Source organism: Deinococcus sp. KSM4-11, from assembly GCF_004801415.1.
GTDB lineage: Bacteria > Deinococcota > Deinococci > Deinococcales > Deinococcaceae > Deinococcus.
In genome coordinates this window covers 113134-132654 of sequence record NZ_SSNX01000001.1, presented here as the reverse complement: position 1 = coordinate 132654, position 19521 = coordinate 113134, and the positions used below count along the sequence as shown (strand labels likewise).

Sequence of the window (19521 nt, the reverse complement as noted above, 5' to 3'; positions counted from 1 at the left end):
TCCGCGCATGCGCACGCTGCTGCTCACCGGCTTCGAGCCCTTCCACACGCATCCAGACAATCCCAGTGCGCGGGCCGCGCAAGCCTTGGGCGGCCTGGAGATCGGGGAAGTGCGCGTGATCTCGGCCCTGCTTCCGGTGGAACCCCACGCCGCCGGACGGTCGCTGGATGCGCTGCTGGACGCGCACCGCCCGGACGCCGTGCTGATGACCGGACTGGCCGCCGGTCGCCCGCAGATGACGCTGGAACGCGTGGGCGTGAACGTCATGGACTTCGACATTCCGGATAACGCCGGGCAGGTGTACCGGGATACGCCCATCCGTCCGGACGACGGCGCCCCGCCCGCGTACCTGAGCACGCTGCCCCTGCGCGACCTCCTGGCCGCGTGGCGGGATGAGGGCATTCCCGGCCACATCAGCAACACGGCCGGACTGTACGTCTGCAATTTCGTGCTGTACCACGCGCGGCACCGGCTGACGCAGGCCGGGCGGGCGGACGTCCCCTGCGGCTTCCTGCACGTGCCCGCAAACGCGGCGGTGGCCCTGGCGTGGCCCGGCGACCGCCCTCCCCTGCCCTACCTGCCGCAGGACGAGATCACGCGGGCCGTGGAGGTCGCCGTCCGCACCATCACTGCGGCGCTGGAGGTCACGGAAACGGAGCGCGGCCCGGCACCCACGCACCCTGGGGGCCACCTTGCCAGTGCCACTCGCCGGAACCGGGGTGGAGACCCAGAGACGCCCTGACCGCGTCGAGCGGCACCCGCCTCGCGAAGCGCGTCCGGGCATGCCACGCGGCCAGCGCGTCCGGGCGGCCCACGCCGCGCACCACCAGCCATGCCCGGTTCACGGCGAGGTCGTACAGCGCGTCCGGGACGGCGCCCGCCGGGGCTGCGCCCTGTGGGCTGGGGTCGGTCAGGAAGGGCCGCTCGCGGGGCATGTCAGGCGCGGCGTTCGGAAGGGGCCAGCGCCGCGATCTGCCCGGCATGCCACGCGGTGTGGCGGGCGTTCAGGCGCAGCAGGCCGGCCACCGTGAAGGAGCGGCCCGCGTGCTCGACCGGCGCGTCCAGTGAAGCCAGTGGCAGGGCACGCGACGCCTCGACCTCCCACACCATCAGGCGGGTCAGGCCCGCGTCGTCCGGGGGGGCGGGGGTGGCGGTCGCAGCCGCGATCACCGTCCAGTACTCGTGTTTCGTGGCGCGCAGGTGCGTGGTGAGCCAGCCCACGCGCGGGTGCGGCTGCCACTCGATGCGGGCCAGGGCGGCCTGCACGCTCTCCCAGGCATCGTGATCCACCTCGTCGAGCAGCGTGGCCAGGTCGTTGGGAGTCATGACCCGCGGCTCCTCATGACAGGCGGCCTCTCATGACAGACGGTACGTCTCGCCGTCGCGGGTCAGGCGGCCCAGGTCAGCCATGCGGGCGGTCACGGTGCGCGCCTGCTCACCCGTCAGCGGACTCCGTTCGCTGAGGTCACCCAGCGTGAAACGCCCCCCGTTGCGGCGCGCGAACCGCTCCACCATGCGTTCCTGGGCGCTCAGGGCCGGGCGGGACGACTGCCGGTCGAACAGCCGCCAGACGAGCGCACCCACGACCACGGCCACGAGCAGGGCCACGGGAATCAGCCGCGCCGCGAGGGCCGGATCGGCCACCTGGGTTCCGACCGCCTGGAGGTGCTCGCGGGCAGCCTGGATGGCGGCTGGGCCCGCGCCTCCCTCACGCAGGTGGCGCAGCGCGGCGCGGGCGTGCAGGTAGGTCATGACGCCGCCCAGGTCACCCCGCACGAAGGCCGCCGCGTAGGCGATCAACGCGGCCGAGCACCCGGCGATCACGGATAGGAAGACGCGCGGTACGTTCACGCACCCATGCTACGGGATGTGGGCGTTCGGAACTGGAAGCAGGTGGGCAGGACTCAGGTTGAGCGGGGAGGCCGCCGGACACGCCGGACGGCAGCCCGCAGCGCGACCTGCGGGTCGCCCCCGTCACCCGGAGCGTAGCGGGCCGCGTGGTAGGCCTGCACCACAGCGTCCAGGGCCGGGGCGAGGGACGGCCACAGGCTCCGGGCGCGCTCCGCGTAGGCCGTGGGGGTCTCGCCGGGATGGCGGGGCAGATGCAGACGCACGGTCAGGTCGTGCAGGGCGCGGGCCGCCGGATCGCGGGGTCGGGTGGCGCGGCGTCGCCACAGGGCGGCCGGGAGCAGGGCCAGCGTCACCAGCGCCAGCACCGCAACGAGGTACCGGGCGCCGCCCACGCTGCCCAGCCCGGCGCGGGTCAGCAGGGTCTGTTGCTGCTCGTCGCCGTAGCCGATGACCAGATCGTCCCAGCGGTTCTGGATAGAGTCCAGGCGCAGCCGCATGCGTTCCAGGGCGGTGGGGGCGGGAGCGGCCGTGGCCTGCGGGCTGCCCAGCGCGGTCTGCACCCCCGCATTCACTCGGGCCGGGGCGATCAGGGCCGTGGGATCCACGCGCACCCAGCCCTGACCGGCGAGCCACACCTCGCTCCAGGCGTGCGCGTCCTGCTGCCGGACGATCAGGTACCCGCCGTCCGGGTTGAGTTCCCCGCCCAGGTACCCGCCCACGATCCGGGCAGGAATCCCGGCGGCGCGCATCAGGAAGGTGAACGCGCTGGCGTAGTGTTCGCAGAAGCCCTGCTTCGAGCCCCACAGGAAGGCGTCCACCCGGTCGTGACGGGGCAGGGTGGGCGGCGAGAGTGTATAGGTGAAGCCCCCCTGGCCGAAGAAGCTCAGGGCGGCGCGGACGCGATCCTCGGGTTCCAGCGTCTTCCAGCTGGCGGCCAGGGCCACGGCACGCGGGCTTTCTCCGGCGGGGAGCGTCTGGTCGAAGCGCAGGCGCTCGTCGTACTCACGCACGCCCAGGCGCGCCACGCGGCTCTGCACGGTCACGCGCTCGCGGGTGCTGGGGGGCCGCAGCATGTACGCCTGGAAGTTCGTGGTCATGAAGGTGCCGGCGGGCAGGGTGGCGGGTGCGTCGATCACGGGCAGCCACGGACTGCTGCTCGGTTCCATGGTCATGGTGTACGTCCAGGAGGGCCCGCTGAAGTCCACGCTGGCCGACGCACTGCTCTGCCGGATCTGCGTCCAGCGCTGCCCGTCGTAGGCCTCGTAGACCGGGCCGCGCCAGTAGCGTTCGGAGGCGGGCGGCACCGGCCCCTGGAAGTCCGCGCGGAAGGCCACCGCACGGTTCTGCGCGAGGTCGCTGTACTCACCCGCCGTGATCTCGCTGGCCAGTCCGGTCGACGCCTTGCCCTGGACTGCCAGGTGCCACAGCGGCCCGGAGGGGCGGGGAAACAGCACGAACAGCGTGAGGGCCAGAGGAATTGCCAGGGCCAGGGCCATGCCGGCCTGCACGGCGCTGCGGTTCTCGGTGAGCGGGGGTTCGTCCGGCGCGGTCACGGTCCAGCGGGCGGCGGCGGCCAGCAGCGTCCACGCGGCCAGCACCGAGTGCAGCGCGGTCAGCGGCCCCTGGCCGAAGAAGTAGTGGGTACTCGCCACGAACAGGGCCAGCAGGATCAGCAGGTTCGCGTCGCGGCGGGTGCGGCTCTCGGCGGTCTTGAGGGCGGCCAGCAGGGCCAGCAGGGCCGTACCCGCGTCGCGGCCCAGCAGGGTGCCGTAACTGCCCGCCAGCAGCGCGGCGCTGATCCCAGCGACCACACCCAGCACCCACGTGGGGATGGGCGCGCGCGCACGGTGCACCCGCCAGTCGGTGTGCACCAGCAGACCGGCGATGAGGGCGGTGATCCACACGGGTTCGCGCAGAACGGCGGGTGCCAGCGCGAAGGCCAGGGCGATCAGGGTGGAGCGCATGGCGAAGGCGTTCAGGCCCACAGGAGCCGACGTGCGGCCGACCTTGCCCGCCGGAGCGTCCGGCAACGGGGTCACGCGGGCCAGGGCGTCCAGCGCTTGGGTCGCGTGCGCTTCCCCGGTACCGGCCGCCAGCGACTGGCCGGGCAGGTTCAGCGAGAACGCGTGCCCGGACGCGCGCAGTCCCGCGATCCACGCGGCCAGGCGGGACAGGCGGTCTTCGGTGGAACCGGCGCCGGCCGTATCGTGCCAGTCGAGGTGTACGGCGGAGCCCAGTGGAGCGTCCGTCTCGCGGGTCAGCAGGGTGCCCGTGCGGGCCACGTGGCGCCACGACACCTGTCGGGGCGAATCGCCGGGCACGTAGGGGCGCAGGCTCGCGAACTCCTGATCCCCTCGGGTGCGCCGTGTCCCATCACCCCCACCGACGTCCACCCGCGCCGGGAACGGTGGAGGAGCCGCTTCCGGAGTGGGCTGCACCGTCACGTCCCAGGCCTCGCCGGCGGCGGGCACCGGGCGGAGGGTGGCCTGCCAGATCGCCAGCGGATCGAGCGCCCCCACCCGCACGGAGGTCAGGGTCAGGCGGCCGCGCACGCGGGCGGGCACCGCCACCCCGATGGTGCGCGCTTCTCCAGCCTGCACGCGCGCGTTCACGTAGCGCGTGTCTCCCTGGGAGGTCGTGACGATCACGGCCAGCGGAATGTCCCGGTCGGGCGCGCCCACCTGCACGGTGTACACGGCCTCGCCGCCCGCCACGCTCGCCTGGGGCGGGCTCACGCGGACGTTCAGGCGGCGGGCGGCGCGCATGGCCTGCCCAGCCGCGACCGCCCAGACGCCCGCCAGCAGGAAGGTCAGGCCGTAGCCGAGGCTGAGGTCGTAGTTCACGCAGCCGATCAGAGTGAGCATGACCAGCAGCAGGTACGACGTGCCGAACTGCGTGAGGCCCAGCCGCACCCCCACCGGCCGGCCGGGCGTGAAGACGGCGCGAAGGTCAGTGCGGCTGGGAGCGGCCATGACGGAGCGGGTCAGGGAATCGGCGTGTCGATCAGCACGCCGCGCAGCAGGGCGGGCAGGTCGTGCGCGTGCCCTTCGCGCAGCGGCAGGCGGTGGGCCGCCTGGGCCGGAAACACGGCCTGCACGTCCTCGGGCAGCACCATGCTCCGGCCGTGCAGGTACGCCCACGCCCGCGACGCCGCCAGCAGGGCCAGCAGGGCGCGCGGGCTGAGGCCCGCCGTGAAGGCCGGATGCTGGCGCGTGGCGCGGGCCAGCAGCTGCAGGTAATCCAGCAGCGGCGCGGCGGCGTACACGTGATCGACTTCGGCCTGCATGCGGAGCAGCGTGGGGGCGTCCAGCACCGGTGGCAGGTCGCGCACGGTCACGCTGCGGCCCCCCGTTTCCAGCAGTTGCCGTTCGGCGGCCGGATCCGGGTAGCCGAGCGTGACGGTCATCAGGAACCGGTCGAGTTGCGCTTCAGGCAGCGGGGACGTGCCCACGAACGCGGCCGGGTTCTGCGTGGCGATCACGAAGAACGGGCGCGGCAGCAGGCGCGTGATCCCGCCCTCGGACACCTGTCCTTCCTCCATGGCTTCCAGCAGCGCGCCCTGGGTGCGGGGGGTGGCGCGGTTGATCTCGTCGGCAAGCAGCACCTCGCTGAAGACCGGGCCTTCATGGAAGCGGAAGGTAGAGGCGGCGGCGTCCCACACGCTGACTCCGGTCAGGTCGGCGGGGAGCAGATCCGCCGTGAACTGCACGCGCCGGAAGTGCAGGCCGGCCGTGCGCGCCAGGGCGTGGGCAAGCGTGGTCTTCCCCACCCCCGGCTGATCCTCGATCAGCAGGTGCCCGCGCGCGAGCAGGCAGGCCAGGGCCAGTCGCACTTGTCCGGGTTTGCCCAGGATCACCTGGTCGAGCTGCGCGAGGACGGTGCTCAGCAGGGACGCGTGGTGACCAACCGGGGAGTGGGCGGAGGTCACGGCGGTCATCGAGCGCAGCCTAGCGTGAGAACTCTGACAAAACTGCAACCGGTCGGCCCTTGTTCGCCCTGGACGCGGCGCGCGCGGGCCGCGCCACCAGCCATCCTCCCAGCGACGCGGCCAGCACGTCGGGCAGCCAGACGTTCACGCCGACCTCGTGACCTGGCACGAAGGCCAAGTGCCATTGCAGGGCCGCGCTCCACCACGCGCACAGGGCCAGCGGCCAGCCCCGCCGCCCGGCCGCGCGCGTCAGCGCGAAGCCCAGCAGGGCCAGCAGCAGCAGGTGCAGCGCCCGGTCTGGCAGGCCACCCAGCAGTCCGGCCGTCGACAGGTGCCCGTCCAGGCCGAGCAGCGCGAGGGCCGTCAGGTACCAGCGGCCGCAGTTTCGGGTCACTGGGGGGCTCCAGCCGGCGCGGTTCCGGTCGTCCGGTCGGCGGGATGCTCGACGAGTTCGATCAGCGTGCCCTGGCCCCATTTCGGGTGCAGGAAGGTCACGCGCGTTCCGGCCCGGCCGGGTGTTGGCCGGTCACCCAGGAAGCGGCCTCCCTGGCCCTGCAGGCTGGCCATCTCGGCGTCCAGGTCGGTCACGCGGTAGGCGGTGTGGTGCAGGCCGGGGCCGCGTTTCTCCAGGTACGCGGCAATGGGGCTGTCCGGGCGGGTGGGCATCAGCAGTTCGATCAGCGTGTCGCCGACCTGAAAGGCCCGCACGCGCACGCCCTGGGTCTCGACGTCTTCATCGGGCCCTTCGGGGTGCAGGCCCAGTGCCCTGTACGGGGCGCTGCCCTCGTCGAGATCCGGGGTGGCGATGGCGACGTGGTCGAGCTGCGTGACCGGCATGAGCGCAGGCTAAAGCATTTTTCAGGGCTCTGTGTCTTAATTTGCGCGCAGGGACGCCATCGAGCGCAGGTACCAGCGGGCGACCGCCCGCATCACATCCTTGTTTTCCGCGTCCTGCACGGTCACCTTCACGATCAGGCGGGCCTTGCCGTCCGCCGCATAGGTGGCATGCGCGACCGCGATGCTGGCCAGCTCGATCTCCGCGCGGGCCGTGATGCTGCCCACTGCACGCCCCACATAATGCGTTTCCAGCTTCTCGATCAGCGGGACAGCCTGCGCCAGCTGCACCGCGAAGGCCCCGGCAAAGGCCGCGCCGCTCACCGCCTCGGCCAGCAGGAACTGCGCTCCAGCGTGGATGGTGCCCAGGTGGTTGCGGTAGGCCGCCGTGTCCGGGCATTCCCCGGTGGCCCAGCCCACGCCGACATCGGTGATCCGCACGCCCACCGTGGCGTTCATGGGGATGGCGTGCAGCGCGTGCTGGACGGCCGTGACGGCGGGGGCGGGCAGGGTACGGGACTCGGACATGGCGAACCTCCGGAACTTGAACTGAGTCCAAGTCTACAGGGCGCGCCGCCCACCGAGATCAGGTGTATGGATCGCTCAGGTACCGCCGCAGCACGTCCAGCGGCGCATAGGTGTCCGCCAGCAGTTCCGCGCTCACCTGCTCCGCTCGCGCCCACACGGCCCGCGCCTGCTGCGGGGTGGCCCTTCCCTCGCGCACGGCCGCCGCCAGATCCTCAGCGTCGATGACGTGCGCCTCGGTCACGCGGGCGCCCTGCCCATCCTCCACATGCCAGTTTCCGATCACGTCCAGGTACGCGTCGTCCGTCCACGGCAGACCGTCCTCGCCGACGCCCTCACCCAGGTGGATGTCCACGTACACCTGCACGGGCTGGCCGGAGGCGTCCAGCTGCGCGGTCAGGGCGCTGCCCAGCGTTCCCTCCCCGCTGCCGGTCGGATGGAAGCGCACCCAGCGGTACCCGACGTCCAGCACGCGCAGGGGGCGGCCACCGAAATCCACGTCCAGCGGCCGGGTGACCTCGTGCGCCTCGAAGTCCACGATCACGTAGCCCGGCAGGGTCAGCACCGTCTGCGTGTGCCGCGCCACACGGCCCCAGGAGCGCAGATCGAAGACCTTGCGTTTCACGCGCCCGACACCCGCGTTGCGAGATCACGCACAGCCCGCAGCATCAGGTCGCCCTCGACCACTTGCACGCGTGCCTTCAAGGTGTCCAGCGTGTCGCCGGGCAGGACGGGCACCCTCGCCTGGGCCAGCACCGGCCCCTCGTCGATGCCCTGCGTGACCAGGTGCACGGTCGCGCCGGATTCGGAGTCTCCGGCGGCCAGCACGGCCTCGTGCACGCGGTCACCGTACATGCCCCGGCCGCCGTGACGGGGCAGCAGGCTGGGGTGGATGTTCACGACCCGCCCCGCGTAGTGGCCCAGCACGCGCGGCCCGAGTTCGCGCATATATCCGCTGAGGACGAGGGTATCGGCGCCCGCGGCGGTCAGAACATCCAGGATGGCGCGGTCGAGGTCGTCCGGATCGGGATGGGTCGCGCTGCTCAGGTGCGCGGTGCTGAGGCCCGCCCCCTGCGCCCAAGCCAGGGCGGGCGAGCGGCTGTTGTTGCTGATCAGCACGGCGGCCGTGGCGTCCAGCCGCCCGTCCTGGCACGCGGCCGTCAGGTGCCGCGCGGCGCTGCCGCCGTGCGAGGCGAGAAAGCCCAGCCGCACGTTACGCGCGGTCCGGATCCGCGCCGAGTTCCTGAAGCAGGTAGGCACTGGTCAGGATGCCGTTCTCGAAGTCCTGCACGGCGAAACTCTCGTTCGGACTGTGCGGAGCGTCCTCGTTCAGGCCCAGATCAACAAACAGCACCTCGGTGTGCAGGATATCCGCGAAGGAGGCCACGATGGGAATGCTGCCCCCCGTGCGCGCGAACACCGCGTCGCGGCCGTACACGCGCTTCAGGGCGCGGTTGGCGGCGCGGATGTACGGGCTGTCGGTGCTGAACTTCATAGGCTGGCCGCCGTGGTGGTCTATCACCTCGACCGTCACTCCGGGCGGCGCGATGCGCGGCACGTACTCCTGGATCAGGCCCGTGATGCGCCCCGGATCCTGGCCCGGCACCAGGCGCATGGAGACCTTCGCGCCGGCCTTCGCGGCGATCACGGTCTTGCTGCCCTCGCCCTGGTAGCCGCCCCAGATGCCGTTCACGTCCAGCGTCGGGCGGCCCCACAGGCGTTCCAGCACGGAGTACCCGGCCTCGCCTGGCAGAGAGGCCACGCCGATGCTCCCGGCGAACTCGGCGTCGCTGTGCGGCAGCGAGGCCCACATCTGCCGTTCCTGGTCGGTCAGGGGTTCGACGTTGTCGTAGAAGCCGGGAATGGTCACGCGGCCCTGGTCATCCTTGAGCCCGGCGATGATCTGGCACAGCGCGTTGATGGGATTGGGGGCCGCCCCACCGTACGCGCCGCTGTGCAGATCCCGGTTGGCGCCCTGCACATGGATTTCCACGTAGCTCAGGCCCCGCAGGCCGTAGGTGATGGTCGGCACGTCGGCGGCGAAACGGCTGCCGTCGCTGATCAGGATCACGTCGGCCTTCAGTTCCTCCGCGTGGGCCTGAAGGTAGGGCACGATGCTTGGGCTGCCGATCTCCTCCTCGCCTTCGAGCAGGAACTTCACGTTCACCGGCAGCGGTGCTCCATTCTCCTGGCCCTGCGCCAGCAGCAGTTCCACGCCGCGCACGTGCGCGAAGGCCTGCCCCTTGTCGTCGGTGCTGCCCCGCGCGTAGATACGGCCGTTCCGCACCTCCGGCTCGAAGGGCGGCGAGATCCATTCCGAGAGCGGCGCTTCGGGCTGCACGTCGTAATGGCCGTAGATGAGCACGGTGGGCTTGCCGGGGGCATCCAGACGTTCGGCGTACACGACCGGGTGCTTCGGCGTGGCGTCCACGCGGGCCGTGAAGCCCAGCGAGGCCAGTTTCGTGCGGAACCACTCGGCGGCCCGCACGACGTCGTCGGCGTACGCAGGGTCGGCACTCACGCTGGGAATCCGCAGCAGGTCGAACAGTTCCTCGCGGGCTCCGTCGCGGTCGAGGTGGGTGGAGAGATCGGCAGTCGTCATGCGCGGATGATAGTGCCCCCGCCGGGCCGCGTCCGATCCGGCGTCCTCCGGATTCCCTTCAGGTTCTGCCGCCCATCCTCGCTCGTGCCACAGGGGAGGACAGACCGTGTGGAACGTCCGGTTCGTCCTCGTGGGCGCAGCGCTAGACTTCCGCCCATGACCACCCGCCCGGCTCCTGCGCCCGAGACCGGCGCATCGGCTCCCGGTGACCTGGGCCTGTCCGGGGTGTTCGAGGCGGAATCCCGCTTCCTGAGCCGTGACGGGCGCTTCAACTCCCGCCGGGTGGGCCTGGGCCTGGGCGCGTACAACCCGTACACCATGCTGCTGGCCATGTCGTGGCCGCGCTTTTTCGCGGTGGCGCTGGCGCTGTACCTGCTGCTCAACGCGCTGTTCGCCGCCGGGTATTTCGCGCTCGGAGCCGGGGCGCTGAGCCAACAGCCCGACCAGGCCGGCCCGCGCCTGCTGGGGGCCTTCTTCTTCTCGGTGCAGACCTTCGGCACCATCGGCTTCGGGCACGTGTACCCGGTGTCCGTGGCCGCCGACGTGCTCGTCACGCTGGAGGCCTTCGTGGGCCTGATGGCCGTGGCCCTCGTGACCGGCATGCTGTTCGCGCGGTTTTCCCGGCCCACGCACCGCATCCTGTTCAGCGACCACGCGGTCGTCGCGCCGTACCGGGGCGGGCGCGGCCTGATGCTGCGGCTCGTGAACGGCCGGCGGGGCGACCTGACGGACATCACGGCCGAGGTCGTCCTGTCGCTGCGTGCCCCTGGCCCCCTGAGCGCCGGCCCACAACGGCAGTTCCATCCGTTGACCCTGGAACGCTCCCGGGTGACGTTCTTCCCGCTGGCGTGGACGGTCGTGCATCCCATCGACGACCGCAGTCCCCTGCGCGACCTGAGCGAGGCCGAGCTGGCGCGGCGTGAGGCCGAGGTGCTGGTCGTCCTGCGGGCGGTCGACGAGATTTCGCAGCAGCCGGTACAGGCCCGGATCAGCTACCACGCCAGCGAGATCCGCTGGGGCCAGGCGTTCGCCAGCATGTACGTCCGTGACGGCGGGTTGCTCGCCGTGGACGCGCGGCGGCTGCATGACATGCACCCTGCTCCCCTGCCAGAAGGCTCATAGCGCCCGTTGCATCAATCCTGCCTCCCGTATACTCACGTCAGGTTATGGCCTCGGACTCTAAACATCGCCCTGTGTACGTAATTTCCGTGGCGGCGGAATTGGTGGATATGCATCCCCAGACGCTGCGGCTGTACGAGCGCAAGGGCCTGATCCGGCCGGGCCGCAGCAGTGGCAAGACCCGGCTGTATTCCGAGCGCGACATCGACCACCTGCGCGAGATCCGCCGCCTGACCCAGGAACTCGGCGTGAACCTCGCCGGCGTCGAGGAGGTCATGCGGCTCCAGCATGAACTCGATGACCTCCAGGGCGAATTCGAGGCCGAGATCGAACGGCTGGAGGGTGAACTGCGCGGTCAGGCCCAGGCCCTGCCCGAGGGCGGCACGCCCAGCGATCCCAAAGACCGCCCCGTGTACGTGATCTCCATTGCAGCGGAACTGGTGGATATGCATCCCCAGACGCTACGGCTGTACGAGCGCAAGCAGCTCATCCGGCCGGGCCGCAGCAGTGGCAAGACCCGGCTGTATTCCGAGCGCGACATCGACCACCTGCGCGAGATCCGCCGCCTGACCCAGGAACTCGGCGTGAACCTCGCCGGCGTCGAGGAGATCATGCGGCTGCGCCATGAACTCGACGGGGCCCGCTCCCACCTGGAAGGCAACGTGCGCCGCATCCAGGAGGACCTCACGGAACGCATGACCCGCTTGCGCACGCTGCCACCCGCCAGTGACGACTCCGCCGCGCAGCATGACGGGAGCGACACCGATCCGGACGGTACGAGGTGACGCCCCTGTGGGTGGTCGGTGACGTCCACGGTGCCTACGATTCCCTGCACAGCCTGCTCCTGATGGCGGGCCTGATCGACCACGACTCGACCTGGAGGGGTGGCCCCAGCCACCTGGTGTTCCTCGGCGATTACCTCGACCGGGGGCCGCGCGGGATGGACGTCATCCGTCTGGTGCGAACGCTGGAAGGGCAGGCACTGAACGCGGGGGGGCAGGTTACCGCGCTGATCGGCAACCACGAGGTCATGTTCCTCGCCGCGCAGCACTTCCGTGCCCGCGATCCCGGCGACAGCCTGGGCTTCCTCGATTACTGGCGCAGCAACGGCGGCCAGAGCAGCGACGCAGCCCAGGTGCAGATCACCGATCTCGACTGGCTGCGCGCCCGGCCCGCCATGGCGCACGCCGACGGCTGGCTGCTCATGCACGCCGACAGCGCCTTCTACCGCCGACTGGGCCGCAGCGTGGACGCCGTGAACCGCTCGGTGCTCTCCCTGCTGCACAACGAGGATCCCAAGATCTGGAGCAGTTTCCTGAATCACTTCGCCGACCGCCTCGCGTTCACCTACCACGACGCGGCCACGGTCGCGTCGAACCTCCTCAGCACCTACGGCGGCTCCCACCTCGTGCACGGCCATACCCCCGTGTACGTCCTGCACGATGAACTCATGCTGGAGACCGAGATGACCGAACCCCAGCCGATCACCTACGCGGGCGGACTGTGCGTCGCCATGGACAGCGGCATGGCCTACCGCGACGGTGCAGGCTTTATTGCCCGGCTGGACGACCAGGGTGTCGCCCAGACCGTCTCACTCGGCGGCGACCTGGGCGACTTCTGACCTGAGCCTGGGTCGGCGGACCAGGGTTCAGTTCATGCGGCGGTGACGTTCCGCCTCGAAGCGGGCCACCTCCGCCGCCCCCGACACCTCCCGCGCCATGTCCAGCCGCAGTTCCTCGGTCTCCATGTCGGACGGATCGATCTCCAGAATCGCGGTGGCCAGCAGCACCACCCGGCGGTACTCGCGGCCCAGCCGCGCCGCCCGCATCTCCCCGTGCAGGGAGCCCAGCAGCGCCTCCCGGATGTGAATCCGCTGCTCGTCAGCCCACTCGCTCGCTTCCAGGTTCGGCAGGAATTCACCCTTGTAAGCCGCGACCGCCGCCGGCACCTGCCCGTTCGCCACCAGCTGCAGCACCCGCTGGCTGTCGAGGATCACGGTCGCCTTGCTGCTCAGCCGATACTCCGGCGACTGGTGCGCGCCCTCCACGAGGATCACGTCGGCCCCGATCGCCTCCCGGATGTCCGCGATGCACTGCCGGAAATACGTGGCCGCCTTCTTCGGATCGCGCTCGGGCCACAGATCGGTGATCACGGTCTGGCGCGTGCTGCGCGGGTGCAGGGCCAGGTAGGTCAGCACGGCCACGCTGCCCCGCACGCGCATGGTGCAGGGCACGCCATCGCGCAGCACGAGTTCCTGCCCCAGCGTCATGACCTCCAGCCGCATGCCACTGGTGAACAGGTCGTCGCGCATGGTGCCGCTGAGGTGTGAAGCGTCCTCCAGCGCGGCCTCCAGCAGCGGCGCCAGATTCGGACTGAGCCGCGCGAAGGCCAGCATCTCCTCGAGTTCGCGGAGTTCGGGCGCGACGGTCGCGCGCGTCTGGGCGCGGGGCTGGCCCGCGAGTTCCATCAGGGCCTCGGCGAGCAGATCGGAGCAGCGCGTGAGGTCGTTCATCGAGTACGCGCTGTACGCGGCGAGCAGGAGTGCCCGCGTGGCATCGGTCATGGCGTTGCGGCGCAGCGCTTCATCCCGGACATCCAGGAGCATGCGGTGGGCCCCAGCGGCGTCCCCCCGGCGCAGCGTCATCATGCCGAGCACGACGCGACTGTGGAGGGACAGGTTCGACGTGCTGGCCCGCAGCCGTCCCATCGTCCGCACGGCCAGGGCATGCTCGCCGATGCGACTCTGGTGGTTGGCCAGGTGGTTCAGGGCATGCTCGGTGACCTGGGGTTCGCCCATGGCCGCACTCCGCTCGGCGAGGCTTTCGAGCAGAGTCTGATACCCGCCGTAATCGCCGGTCATGAGCATGATGTTGGCGCGGCGTGCGTCCAGGTGCAGGCCCATGTAAGCGTCCTGTAAGCCCTCGGCGATAGCCTGAGCCCGTTCCAATGACTCCGATGCCGCGTCGAACTGACCACACTCAATCTGTACATCGACCAGCGTGCACATCGCCGCGAGCAGCGGGCGCTGGTTGTGCTCCTGGGCAAGTGTGGGAATCGCGGCGTCGAGCAGCTTCATGGCGGTGCCGTAATCCCCGTGCACGGAATGGCTGGCGGCGAGCGTATGGGTAATCCGGGCCGCCATCCGGCGGTCACCCAGCGCCAGGTACCCACGGCGGGCCTCCTCCATCGCCCTGACCGCCCCGTCCTCGCCGACCTGCTCCAGGGTCACCCCGTACCACCGCAGGGCCCTGTAACGCAGTTCACCGCTCAGATCGGTCAGCAGATCGCGGAAATGATCGATCGCGCGGCGGCTCTGTCCGGTGGCGCGCAGGAAGTTGCCGAATTCCACGGCGGCTTCCCGGTTCCCGAGGGCCATGGCCAGTTCCAGGGGTTCCTCGCAGGACGCGAAATTGGCCGTTCTGAGGAGCGAGATGCCCAGGATCGCCAGCTCATCGGCGTTCAGGCCCGGACGACCATTAAGAGCTGTTAATACAGCTCCGTAGTCGCCGCCCTCGAACGCAGTCTGAACGTGTCCAGCAGGCATAAATCGCTCTTTCACATCCCCTCACCTAAGATACACCCATGCGCAAATCCCTGCGGACGGCCCTTTCCCTCACCATCACCCTCGTGATTACGGCGGCCAGCGCCGTCCCGGTGGGCGGCTACGGTCTCGAAAAGAGCACCTCCACCACGACCTCGGTCAGCACCACCAAGTAGGGACAGGGGGACGATCATGAGCATAGCTTACTCAACCTACGCGGCCCGCGCCCGCCAGAACAGCACCGAATCCAAGCCCGCCGCCCCGCTGGCCCGCGCGATCACCGATGTGCACGCAGCCAATGTGCGCCCCGCCGCCAGCAGCCTGCTGGCCAACCGCATGGACGCGCTGTCCCTCCAGGTTGGTCGCCTGACCTGCTACGGACTGGAATAACGATGATCGACCCGGTGCTCGGACAATATGACGATCGTCTCCCGGAGACGGTCAATCTGCTGTCGCAGGCGCCGGACGCCGTGGTGCAGGAAACCTTCGAAGAGGCATGCAGCTGGATCAGGACGCTGCTGGGCCGTCCTGCGGAGGGACACGAGCGGCAGGTGACGATGCTGGCCCTGCGTCTGGCCCTGGAAGCCGGCGAGGTTCGCACGACCCTGGGGATCCGTCAGGTGATCTGGGCAGGCATGCTGCACGATATTGGGAAGTCGGCCATCGATCCGCGCATCACGAACAAGCCCGGTGGGCTGTCGGCGCAGGAACAGGACATCATGCGGCAACACCCGGCCCTGGGTCGGCGGTTGGCGTCCATGGCGCCCGACGTGGACTCGGAGATCCTGAATGCGGTGCAACACCATCATGAACGCTGGGACGGACGTGGCTATCCGGCGGGCCTGATCGGAGAGTCGGTGCCGGTATTGGCACGGATTCTGAAGGTCGCGGACGTGTACGACGCGCTCGTGACGGATCGACCGTATCGCCCGGCGTGGTCGTCGGACGAGGCGGTGGAGTATTTGCTGGATCACTCGGGCACGGATTTCGACCCGAGGCTGGTGCGGATTTTCGTGCACCAGGTGTTGCAGGTGTATGGCAACTGAGCGGGGCCTCCAGTTCAGCCGACGTTCGATCAAGCGATCCGGAAAGCGATTTCAGAACGACAAAACAACAATAGAACCGGGCAACCTCGAATGAAGGTTGCCCTTTTTCTGCGGACAGCGGGTTGTGGATGACACGTCGAGCTCAGTGGTGGCGGGCGCGGACTGGCCCGAGGGCGGAAATACCGGCGTCCCGCAGCGCGGCGTGCAGGTCAGCCAGGCTGTCGCGCAGGCCATCGGCACGCACTTCGAGGGTGGCGTCACCGAGGCGGGCGACCGGCCACGCGCGCACCGTCCAGCCCGGCACCGTGATGGGCTGGGACACAGGGCCGGCGAGCAGCGCCTCGAAGATGTACGTGGGCCGGTCAGCGCTGTCCGAATCGGTGTGCGCGAGGCTCTGGGGCAGGTGGGGCGGTCGAGCGGGGGTATGCAGGGTCATGGTGAACCTCCTGCCCTCACTGTGCGCCTGAGGGGGGTCGGCAGGACATCGGGCAAGACCAGCACGTGCCCTCAGGGGCATCGGGTGACCCGATGGGGCCCGATAGGACTGAGCGGTAGACTGGGGCATGGCCACCGGGAAATCCACCACCCTCACCCAGCCGACCCTGCCGCAACTCAGGGCGCTGCTCGCCGTCGCGGACGCGGGCGGGTTTGGGGAAGCGGCGGCGGAGCTGGGCGTGTCGCAGTCGTCGCTCAGCGAGGCGGTGGGCAAACTGGAGGATCTGGTGGGCCGTCCCCTCCTGCGGCGTTCCCCGGCGGGCACGGTGGTGACGCCGGCGGGGGCGCGGGTGCTGGCCCACGCGCGGACGGCGGTGCAGGCCGCCGCAGATGTGCTGCTGGCCGCCCAGGACGAGGGTGGGCTCTCCGGGGTGCTGCGGGTGGCGTCGTTCCGCTCGACGGCCACGCACCTGCTCCCGCCGGTGCTGGCCGCCTTCCGACGGGAGCATCCGGGTGTGACGGTGAGGCTGCTGGACGGCGAGGCCGACGGGGGCGGCGAGGCCCAGGTACGCGACGGTCAGGCGGATATCGCGCTGGTGGTGGGCGAGGACATGCCCGGCCTGCGCCTGACGCCCCTGCTGGACGACGAGTACCTGTTCGTGGCCCCGGAAGCGCGGGGAAATCAGCCGGTGACCTTCGAGGAGGTGGCGGGGTCGGCGCTGCTGCTCCCACCAGGGCTGAACTCCTGCCACGTGCGGGTTCAGTCGTACCTGCGCCCGCTGGGCATCAGCCCGGCCGCCGTCACGGAGATCGACCAGGACAGCGTGATCCTGGGCATGGTGCGCCATGGGCTGGGCGTGACGGTCATGCCGCGCCTGGCGCTTCTGCCCCTGCCGGACGGGCTGGTGGCCCTGCCCCTTCCACAGTCCCTGACCCGGCCGCTGGCGGTGGCGACCCTGCCGCAACGGGCCCACCTGCCGATCATCCGGCAGTTCACCGCCGCGCTGGTGGCCTCGCTGGGCATGCCGGACACACGGCCGGCGGGCGCGTGGCGCGCTGCCGCTCCTCTGCTACATTGAGGGCATGACGGCGCAGCGCTTTCCAACCCAGTGTTGCCCAATCCTGCGGTAGGCAGCCACGACTGCCCAACCGCGCCCTGACGGTGGCGCGGTTTTTTTATTGCCCTGCCCGCTTGATTTGGCCGCGAAGGAGCCCACCATGACCCGCACATCCGAGACCCTCCAGACCACTGGCCGCAGCCCCGACCCGAACATCGTCCTCTACGACACCATGCAGCGCCGCAAGGTGACCTTCGTGCCGTCCACGCCGGGGCGGGTCGGCATGTACCTGTGCGGGCCGACCGTGTACAGCGACGCCCACCTGGGCCACGCGAAGAAGGAAGTGGCCTTCGACGTGATCCGCCGGGCGCTGATGCATTTCGGATACGCGGTGCGCTACGTGGCGAACATCACGGACGTGGGGCACCTCCAGAACGACAGCGACGATGGCGAGGACAAGATCGCGCGCCGCGCCGCGCTGGAGCAGCTCGAACCCATGGAGGTCGCCGACAAGTACTTCTGGTCGTTCGTAAAGGACATGGACGCCCTGAACATCCTCAAGCCCAGCATTAACCCGCGCGCCACCGGGCACATCGGCGAGCAGATCAAGCTGATCGAGGAACTGATCGAGAATGGCCACGCGTACGAGTCGGCGGGCAGCGTGTACTTCGACGTGAGGAGCTGGCCAGAATACGGCAAGCTCTCAGGCCGCAAACTGGACGACCAGGAGGAGGGCACCCGCGAGGCCGTGCGCGAGGAGAAGCGTGACCCGCGTGATTTCGCGCTGTGGAAGAACGCCGGGCCGGAGCACATCATGCGCTGGGACTCGCCGTGGGGCGTGGGCTTTCCCGGCTGGCACATCGAGTGCTCGGCCATGAGCCTGAAGTACCTGGGCGAGGGCTTCGACATCCACGGCGGCGGCCTGGACCTGCAGTTCCCGCACCACGAGGCCGAGATCGCGCAGGCCGAGGCGGCCGGGCACCCCTTTGCACGCTACTGGATGCACAACAACATGCTGACCATCGGTGGCGAGAAGATGAGCAAGAGCAAGGGGAACTTCACGACCATCCAGGACGTGCTTGAGCAGCACGACCCGATGGTGGTGCGTTTCCTGCTGGTGGGCAGCCACTACCGCTCGGTCACCGAGTTCAGTCAGGAGGCCTTCGAGGGCGCCCGCAACGGCTACCGCCGTCTGGCCGAGACGCTGGGCGAAGTCGAGCGGCGCCTGAAAGCGGCCCCCGCCGGGCAGGACGCCGCACTGGACGCGAAGATTGCCGGGCACGTGCAGGCCTTCGAGGACGCCATGCGCGACGATTTCAACACGCCCAAGGCCGTGGCCGCCCTGTTCGGCCTGACCACTGACGTGAACGCGGCGCTGAATGCGGGGACGCCCGGCCGTGAGACGCTGGAGCGCGTGCGGAACGCCTACCTGTCGCTGGGCGGTGGCGTGCTGGGCCTCTTCGCGGGCGACGCCTCCACGCCACGCGGACAGGACGACGCGCCGGTCGTGGACGCTCTGATGACGCTGGTCTTGAAGGCCCGGCAGAACTACCGCCTGACCAAGCAGTATGCCGAGGCGGATACGCTGCGCGACACGCTCGCTGGCGTCGGCGTGACGGTCGAGGACACCAAGGAAGGGCCCCGCTGGAAGCGCTGATTCTCTGTGATGCCAAGTGCGAAGACCACCAGCACCTTCACAGGACGCTGATAATGAAGGGACGCTGGCCATCCTGTCAGGAACCTCTGGCCAAGACTCTGTAGGATGTGCTTCGAGCGGTGGTCAACACCCTCATCCTTCCCTCCTCAGGACACGCCACCCCCCCCCTTGGGCGTGTCCTATTTGTTGGGCCCTTTCCATCGACATCCTGCCCTCGAGGCTTCCGATCCGACGTATGCCGGACAAGCGCTGGTCATCGGTCAAAGCGCCTGTGGGCGGTCATTCACCTGCGCCTCATACGTCTGGGTGGGGTAGGCGTACACTCCACACATGCTGCCGCCCTTGGTGAAACAGGTGCTCGACAACTTCAACTTCGATGTCGATCCGGCGCGGTCGCAGGACGAGAACGCCGACGAGGTCATTAAGAGCGCCGCGCTGCTGGCGGGCGCGATCGCGGTCGAACCTATTCCGTTCGCGGACATCCTGCTGATCACCCCGGTGCAGGCGAAGATGGTGCTGCACATCGGCAAGGTGTATGGCTTCGACATCACGCCGGAGCGTTCGCTGGAAATCGTGCGTGAACTGGGCGTGACGGTCGCCTACGGCGTGGCAGCGCGCCAGGTCATGCGAGGGCTGGCAAAACTGGCCCTGCCGATTATCGGAGGCCTGATCACCGCGCCCGCCGTGTACGGCTGGACCTTCGCGCTGGGCCGGGTGGCGCAGAACTACTTCGAGCGCAAGCGCCTGGGCCTGCCGGATTCCCGTGAGCAGCGTGTGCAGGTCGTGCAGGAGGCCAAGCAGCAGTCTCGCCGGGTGCTGCCCAGCGCGCAGGACTTCACGGATCTGGCCAGCGAACTGCGCCGCCGTGCGGAACACAAGGGGCCCACCAGCGGCCCGAACGGCCCGAACTGACCATCACGTGATT

The 19521-nt window shown here is 69.8% G+C and carries 22 protein-coding genes; 10 read left to right on the top strand and 12 right to left on the bottom strand.

All coding sequences use genetic code 11. The annotated features are described in order from the left end of the window. Positions 1–7 precede the first annotated feature (7 nt). A complete protein-coding gene (locus E7T09_RS00710) occupies positions 8–742 on the top strand; it encodes a pyroglutamyl-peptidase I (RefSeq protein WP_136387236.1) in 735 nt (244 codons plus the stop codon). Between the two features lie 194 nt (positions 743–936). Here the strand turns inward: E7T09_RS00710 and E7T09_RS00700 are convergent, their stop codons facing one another. The 10 genes from E7T09_RS00700 to E7T09_RS00655 are packed head-to-tail and all read right to left on the bottom strand — an operon-like array spanning position 937 to position 9740. Then, entirely contained in the window at positions 937–1326 is a 390-nt protein-coding gene (locus E7T09_RS00700; protein ID WP_136387234.1) for a hypothetical protein, read from the bottom strand. A gap of 30 nt (positions 1327–1356) precedes the next feature. Next, positions 1357–1851: a hypothetical protein gene (locus E7T09_RS00695; protein WP_136387233.1), complete on the bottom strand. Its 495-nt coding sequence runs from the start codon at positions 1849–1851 to the stop codon at positions 1357–1359. Between the two features lie 53 nt (positions 1852–1904). Further along, entirely contained in the window at positions 1905–4823 is a 2919-nt protein-coding gene (locus E7T09_RS00690) for a transglutaminaseTgpA domain-containing protein (RefSeq protein ID WP_136387232.1), read from the bottom strand. Between the two features lie 11 nt (positions 4824–4834). Next, positions 4835–5788: a MoxR family ATPase gene (locus E7T09_RS00685; RefSeq protein WP_136387231.1), complete on the bottom strand. Its 954-nt coding sequence runs from the start codon at positions 5786–5788 to the stop codon at positions 4835–4837. Positions 5789–5798: 10 nt separating this feature from the next. Then, positions 5799–6173: an antibiotic resistance protein VanZ gene (locus E7T09_RS00680; RefSeq protein WP_136387230.1), complete on the bottom strand. Its 375-nt coding sequence runs from the start codon at positions 6171–6173 to the stop codon at positions 5799–5801. Next, positions 6170–6616, bottom strand: a complete 447-nt coding sequence (gene mce, locus E7T09_RS00675) for a methylmalonyl-CoA epimerase (protein ID WP_136387229.1) — start codon at positions 6614–6616, stop codon at positions 6170–6172. The genes E7T09_RS00680 and mce overlap by 4 nt, the downstream gene beginning before the upstream one ends. Positions 6617–6652: 36 nt before the next feature. Further along, positions 6653–7141 (bottom strand): DUF4442 domain-containing protein, encoded by a 489-nt coding sequence (locus tag E7T09_RS00670; RefSeq protein WP_136387228.1) that lies wholly within the window; start codon positions 7139–7141, stop codon positions 6653–6655. A gap of 58 nt (positions 7142–7199) precedes the next feature. Continuing rightward, positions 7200–7763: a DUF402 domain-containing protein gene (locus tag E7T09_RS00665; protein ID WP_136387227.1), complete on the bottom strand. Its 564-nt coding sequence runs from the start codon at positions 7761–7763 to the stop codon at positions 7200–7202. Then, complete coding sequence (locus E7T09_RS00660; RefSeq protein WP_136387226.1) at positions 7760–8350, bottom strand: phosphoribosylglycinamide formyltransferase; 591 nt, start codon at positions 8348–8350, stop codon at positions 7760–7762. Before E7T09_RS00660 ends, E7T09_RS00665 begins: the two co-directional genes overlap by 4 nt. A gap of 1 nt (position 8351) precedes the next feature. After that, positions 8352–9740 (bottom strand): dipeptidase, encoded by a 1389-nt coding sequence (locus E7T09_RS00655; protein WP_136387225.1) that lies wholly within the window; start codon positions 9738–9740, stop codon positions 8352–8354. A 156-nt stretch (positions 9741–9896) separates the two neighbouring features. On the opposite strand from E7T09_RS00655, the gene E7T09_RS00650 reads away from it, so the two are divergent. From E7T09_RS00650 to E7T09_RS00640, 3 genes are read left to right on the top strand one after another with little or no spacing between them, the layout of a single operon-like run. Next, positions 9897–10862, top strand: a complete 966-nt coding sequence (locus E7T09_RS00650) for an ion channel (RefSeq protein WP_136387224.1) — start codon at positions 9897–9899, stop codon at positions 10860–10862. 44 nt (positions 10863–10906) lie between these two features. Beyond that, on the top strand, positions 10907–11644 hold the full coding sequence (gene hspR / locus E7T09_RS00645; protein WP_136387223.1) for a heat shock protein transcriptional repressor HspR, fused homodimer type: 738 nt from the start codon (positions 10907–10909) through the stop codon (positions 11642–11644). After that, positions 11641–12480 carry a metallophosphoesterase gene (locus tag E7T09_RS00640; protein WP_136387222.1) on the top strand — a complete coding sequence of 280 codons (840 nt, stop codon included), beginning with the start codon at positions 11641–11643 and terminating at the stop codon, positions 12478–12480. The genes hspR and E7T09_RS00640 overlap by 4 nt, the downstream gene beginning before the upstream one ends. A gap of 27 nt (positions 12481–12507) precedes the next feature. On the opposite strand, the gene E7T09_RS00635 is transcribed toward E7T09_RS00640, so the two are convergent. After that, on the bottom strand, positions 12508–14418 hold the full coding sequence (locus tag E7T09_RS00635) for a hypothetical protein (protein ID WP_136387221.1): 1911 nt from the start codon (positions 14416–14418) through the stop codon (positions 12508–12510). A 23-nt stretch (positions 14419–14441) separates the two neighbouring features. Here E7T09_RS00635 and E7T09_RS22400 point away from each other — a divergent pair, with 23 nt between their 5' ends. From E7T09_RS22400 to E7T09_RS00625, 3 genes are read left to right on the top strand one after another with little or no spacing between them, the layout of a single operon-like run. Beyond that, positions 14442–14576, top strand: a complete 135-nt coding sequence (locus E7T09_RS22400) for a hypothetical protein (RefSeq protein WP_255578366.1) — start codon at positions 14442–14444, stop codon at positions 14574–14576. Between the two features lie 16 nt (positions 14577–14592). Further along, a complete protein-coding gene (locus E7T09_RS00630) occupies positions 14593–14790 on the top strand; it encodes a hypothetical protein (protein ID WP_136387220.1) in 198 nt (65 codons plus the stop codon). 2 nt (positions 14791–14792) lie between these two features. Next, entirely contained in the window at positions 14793–15446 is a 654-nt protein-coding gene (locus tag E7T09_RS00625) for an HD-GYP domain-containing protein (RefSeq protein WP_136387219.1), read from the top strand. Positions 15447–15588: 142 nt separating this feature from the next. On the opposite strand, the gene E7T09_RS00620 is transcribed toward E7T09_RS00625, so the two are convergent. Beyond that, the gene (locus E7T09_RS00620; RefSeq protein WP_136387218.1) at positions 15589–15882 is read right to left on the bottom strand and encodes a hypothetical protein; all 294 of its coding nucleotides are present in this window, start codon (positions 15880–15882) and stop codon (positions 15589–15591) included. A gap of 127 nt (positions 15883–16009) precedes the next feature. Here E7T09_RS00620 and E7T09_RS00615 point away from each other — a divergent pair, with 127 nt between their 5' ends. From E7T09_RS00615 to E7T09_RS00605, 3 genes are all read left to right on the top strand, one after another. Then, complete coding sequence (locus E7T09_RS00615) at positions 16010–16960, top strand: LysR family transcriptional regulator (RefSeq protein WP_136387217.1); 951 nt, start codon at positions 16010–16012, stop codon at positions 16958–16960. A 139-nt stretch (positions 16961–17099) separates the two neighbouring features. Continuing rightward, on the top strand, positions 17100–18596 hold the full coding sequence (gene cysS / locus E7T09_RS00610; protein WP_168734639.1) for a cysteine--tRNA ligase: 1497 nt from the start codon (positions 17100–17102) through the stop codon (positions 18594–18596). Between the two features lie 330 nt (positions 18597–18926). Beyond that, positions 18927–19508, top strand: coding sequence for a YcjF family protein (locus E7T09_RS00605; RefSeq protein WP_168734638.1), 582 nt, complete (start codon positions 18927–18929; stop codon positions 19506–19508). The last annotated feature ends 13 nt before the right edge of the window (positions 19509–19521 follow it).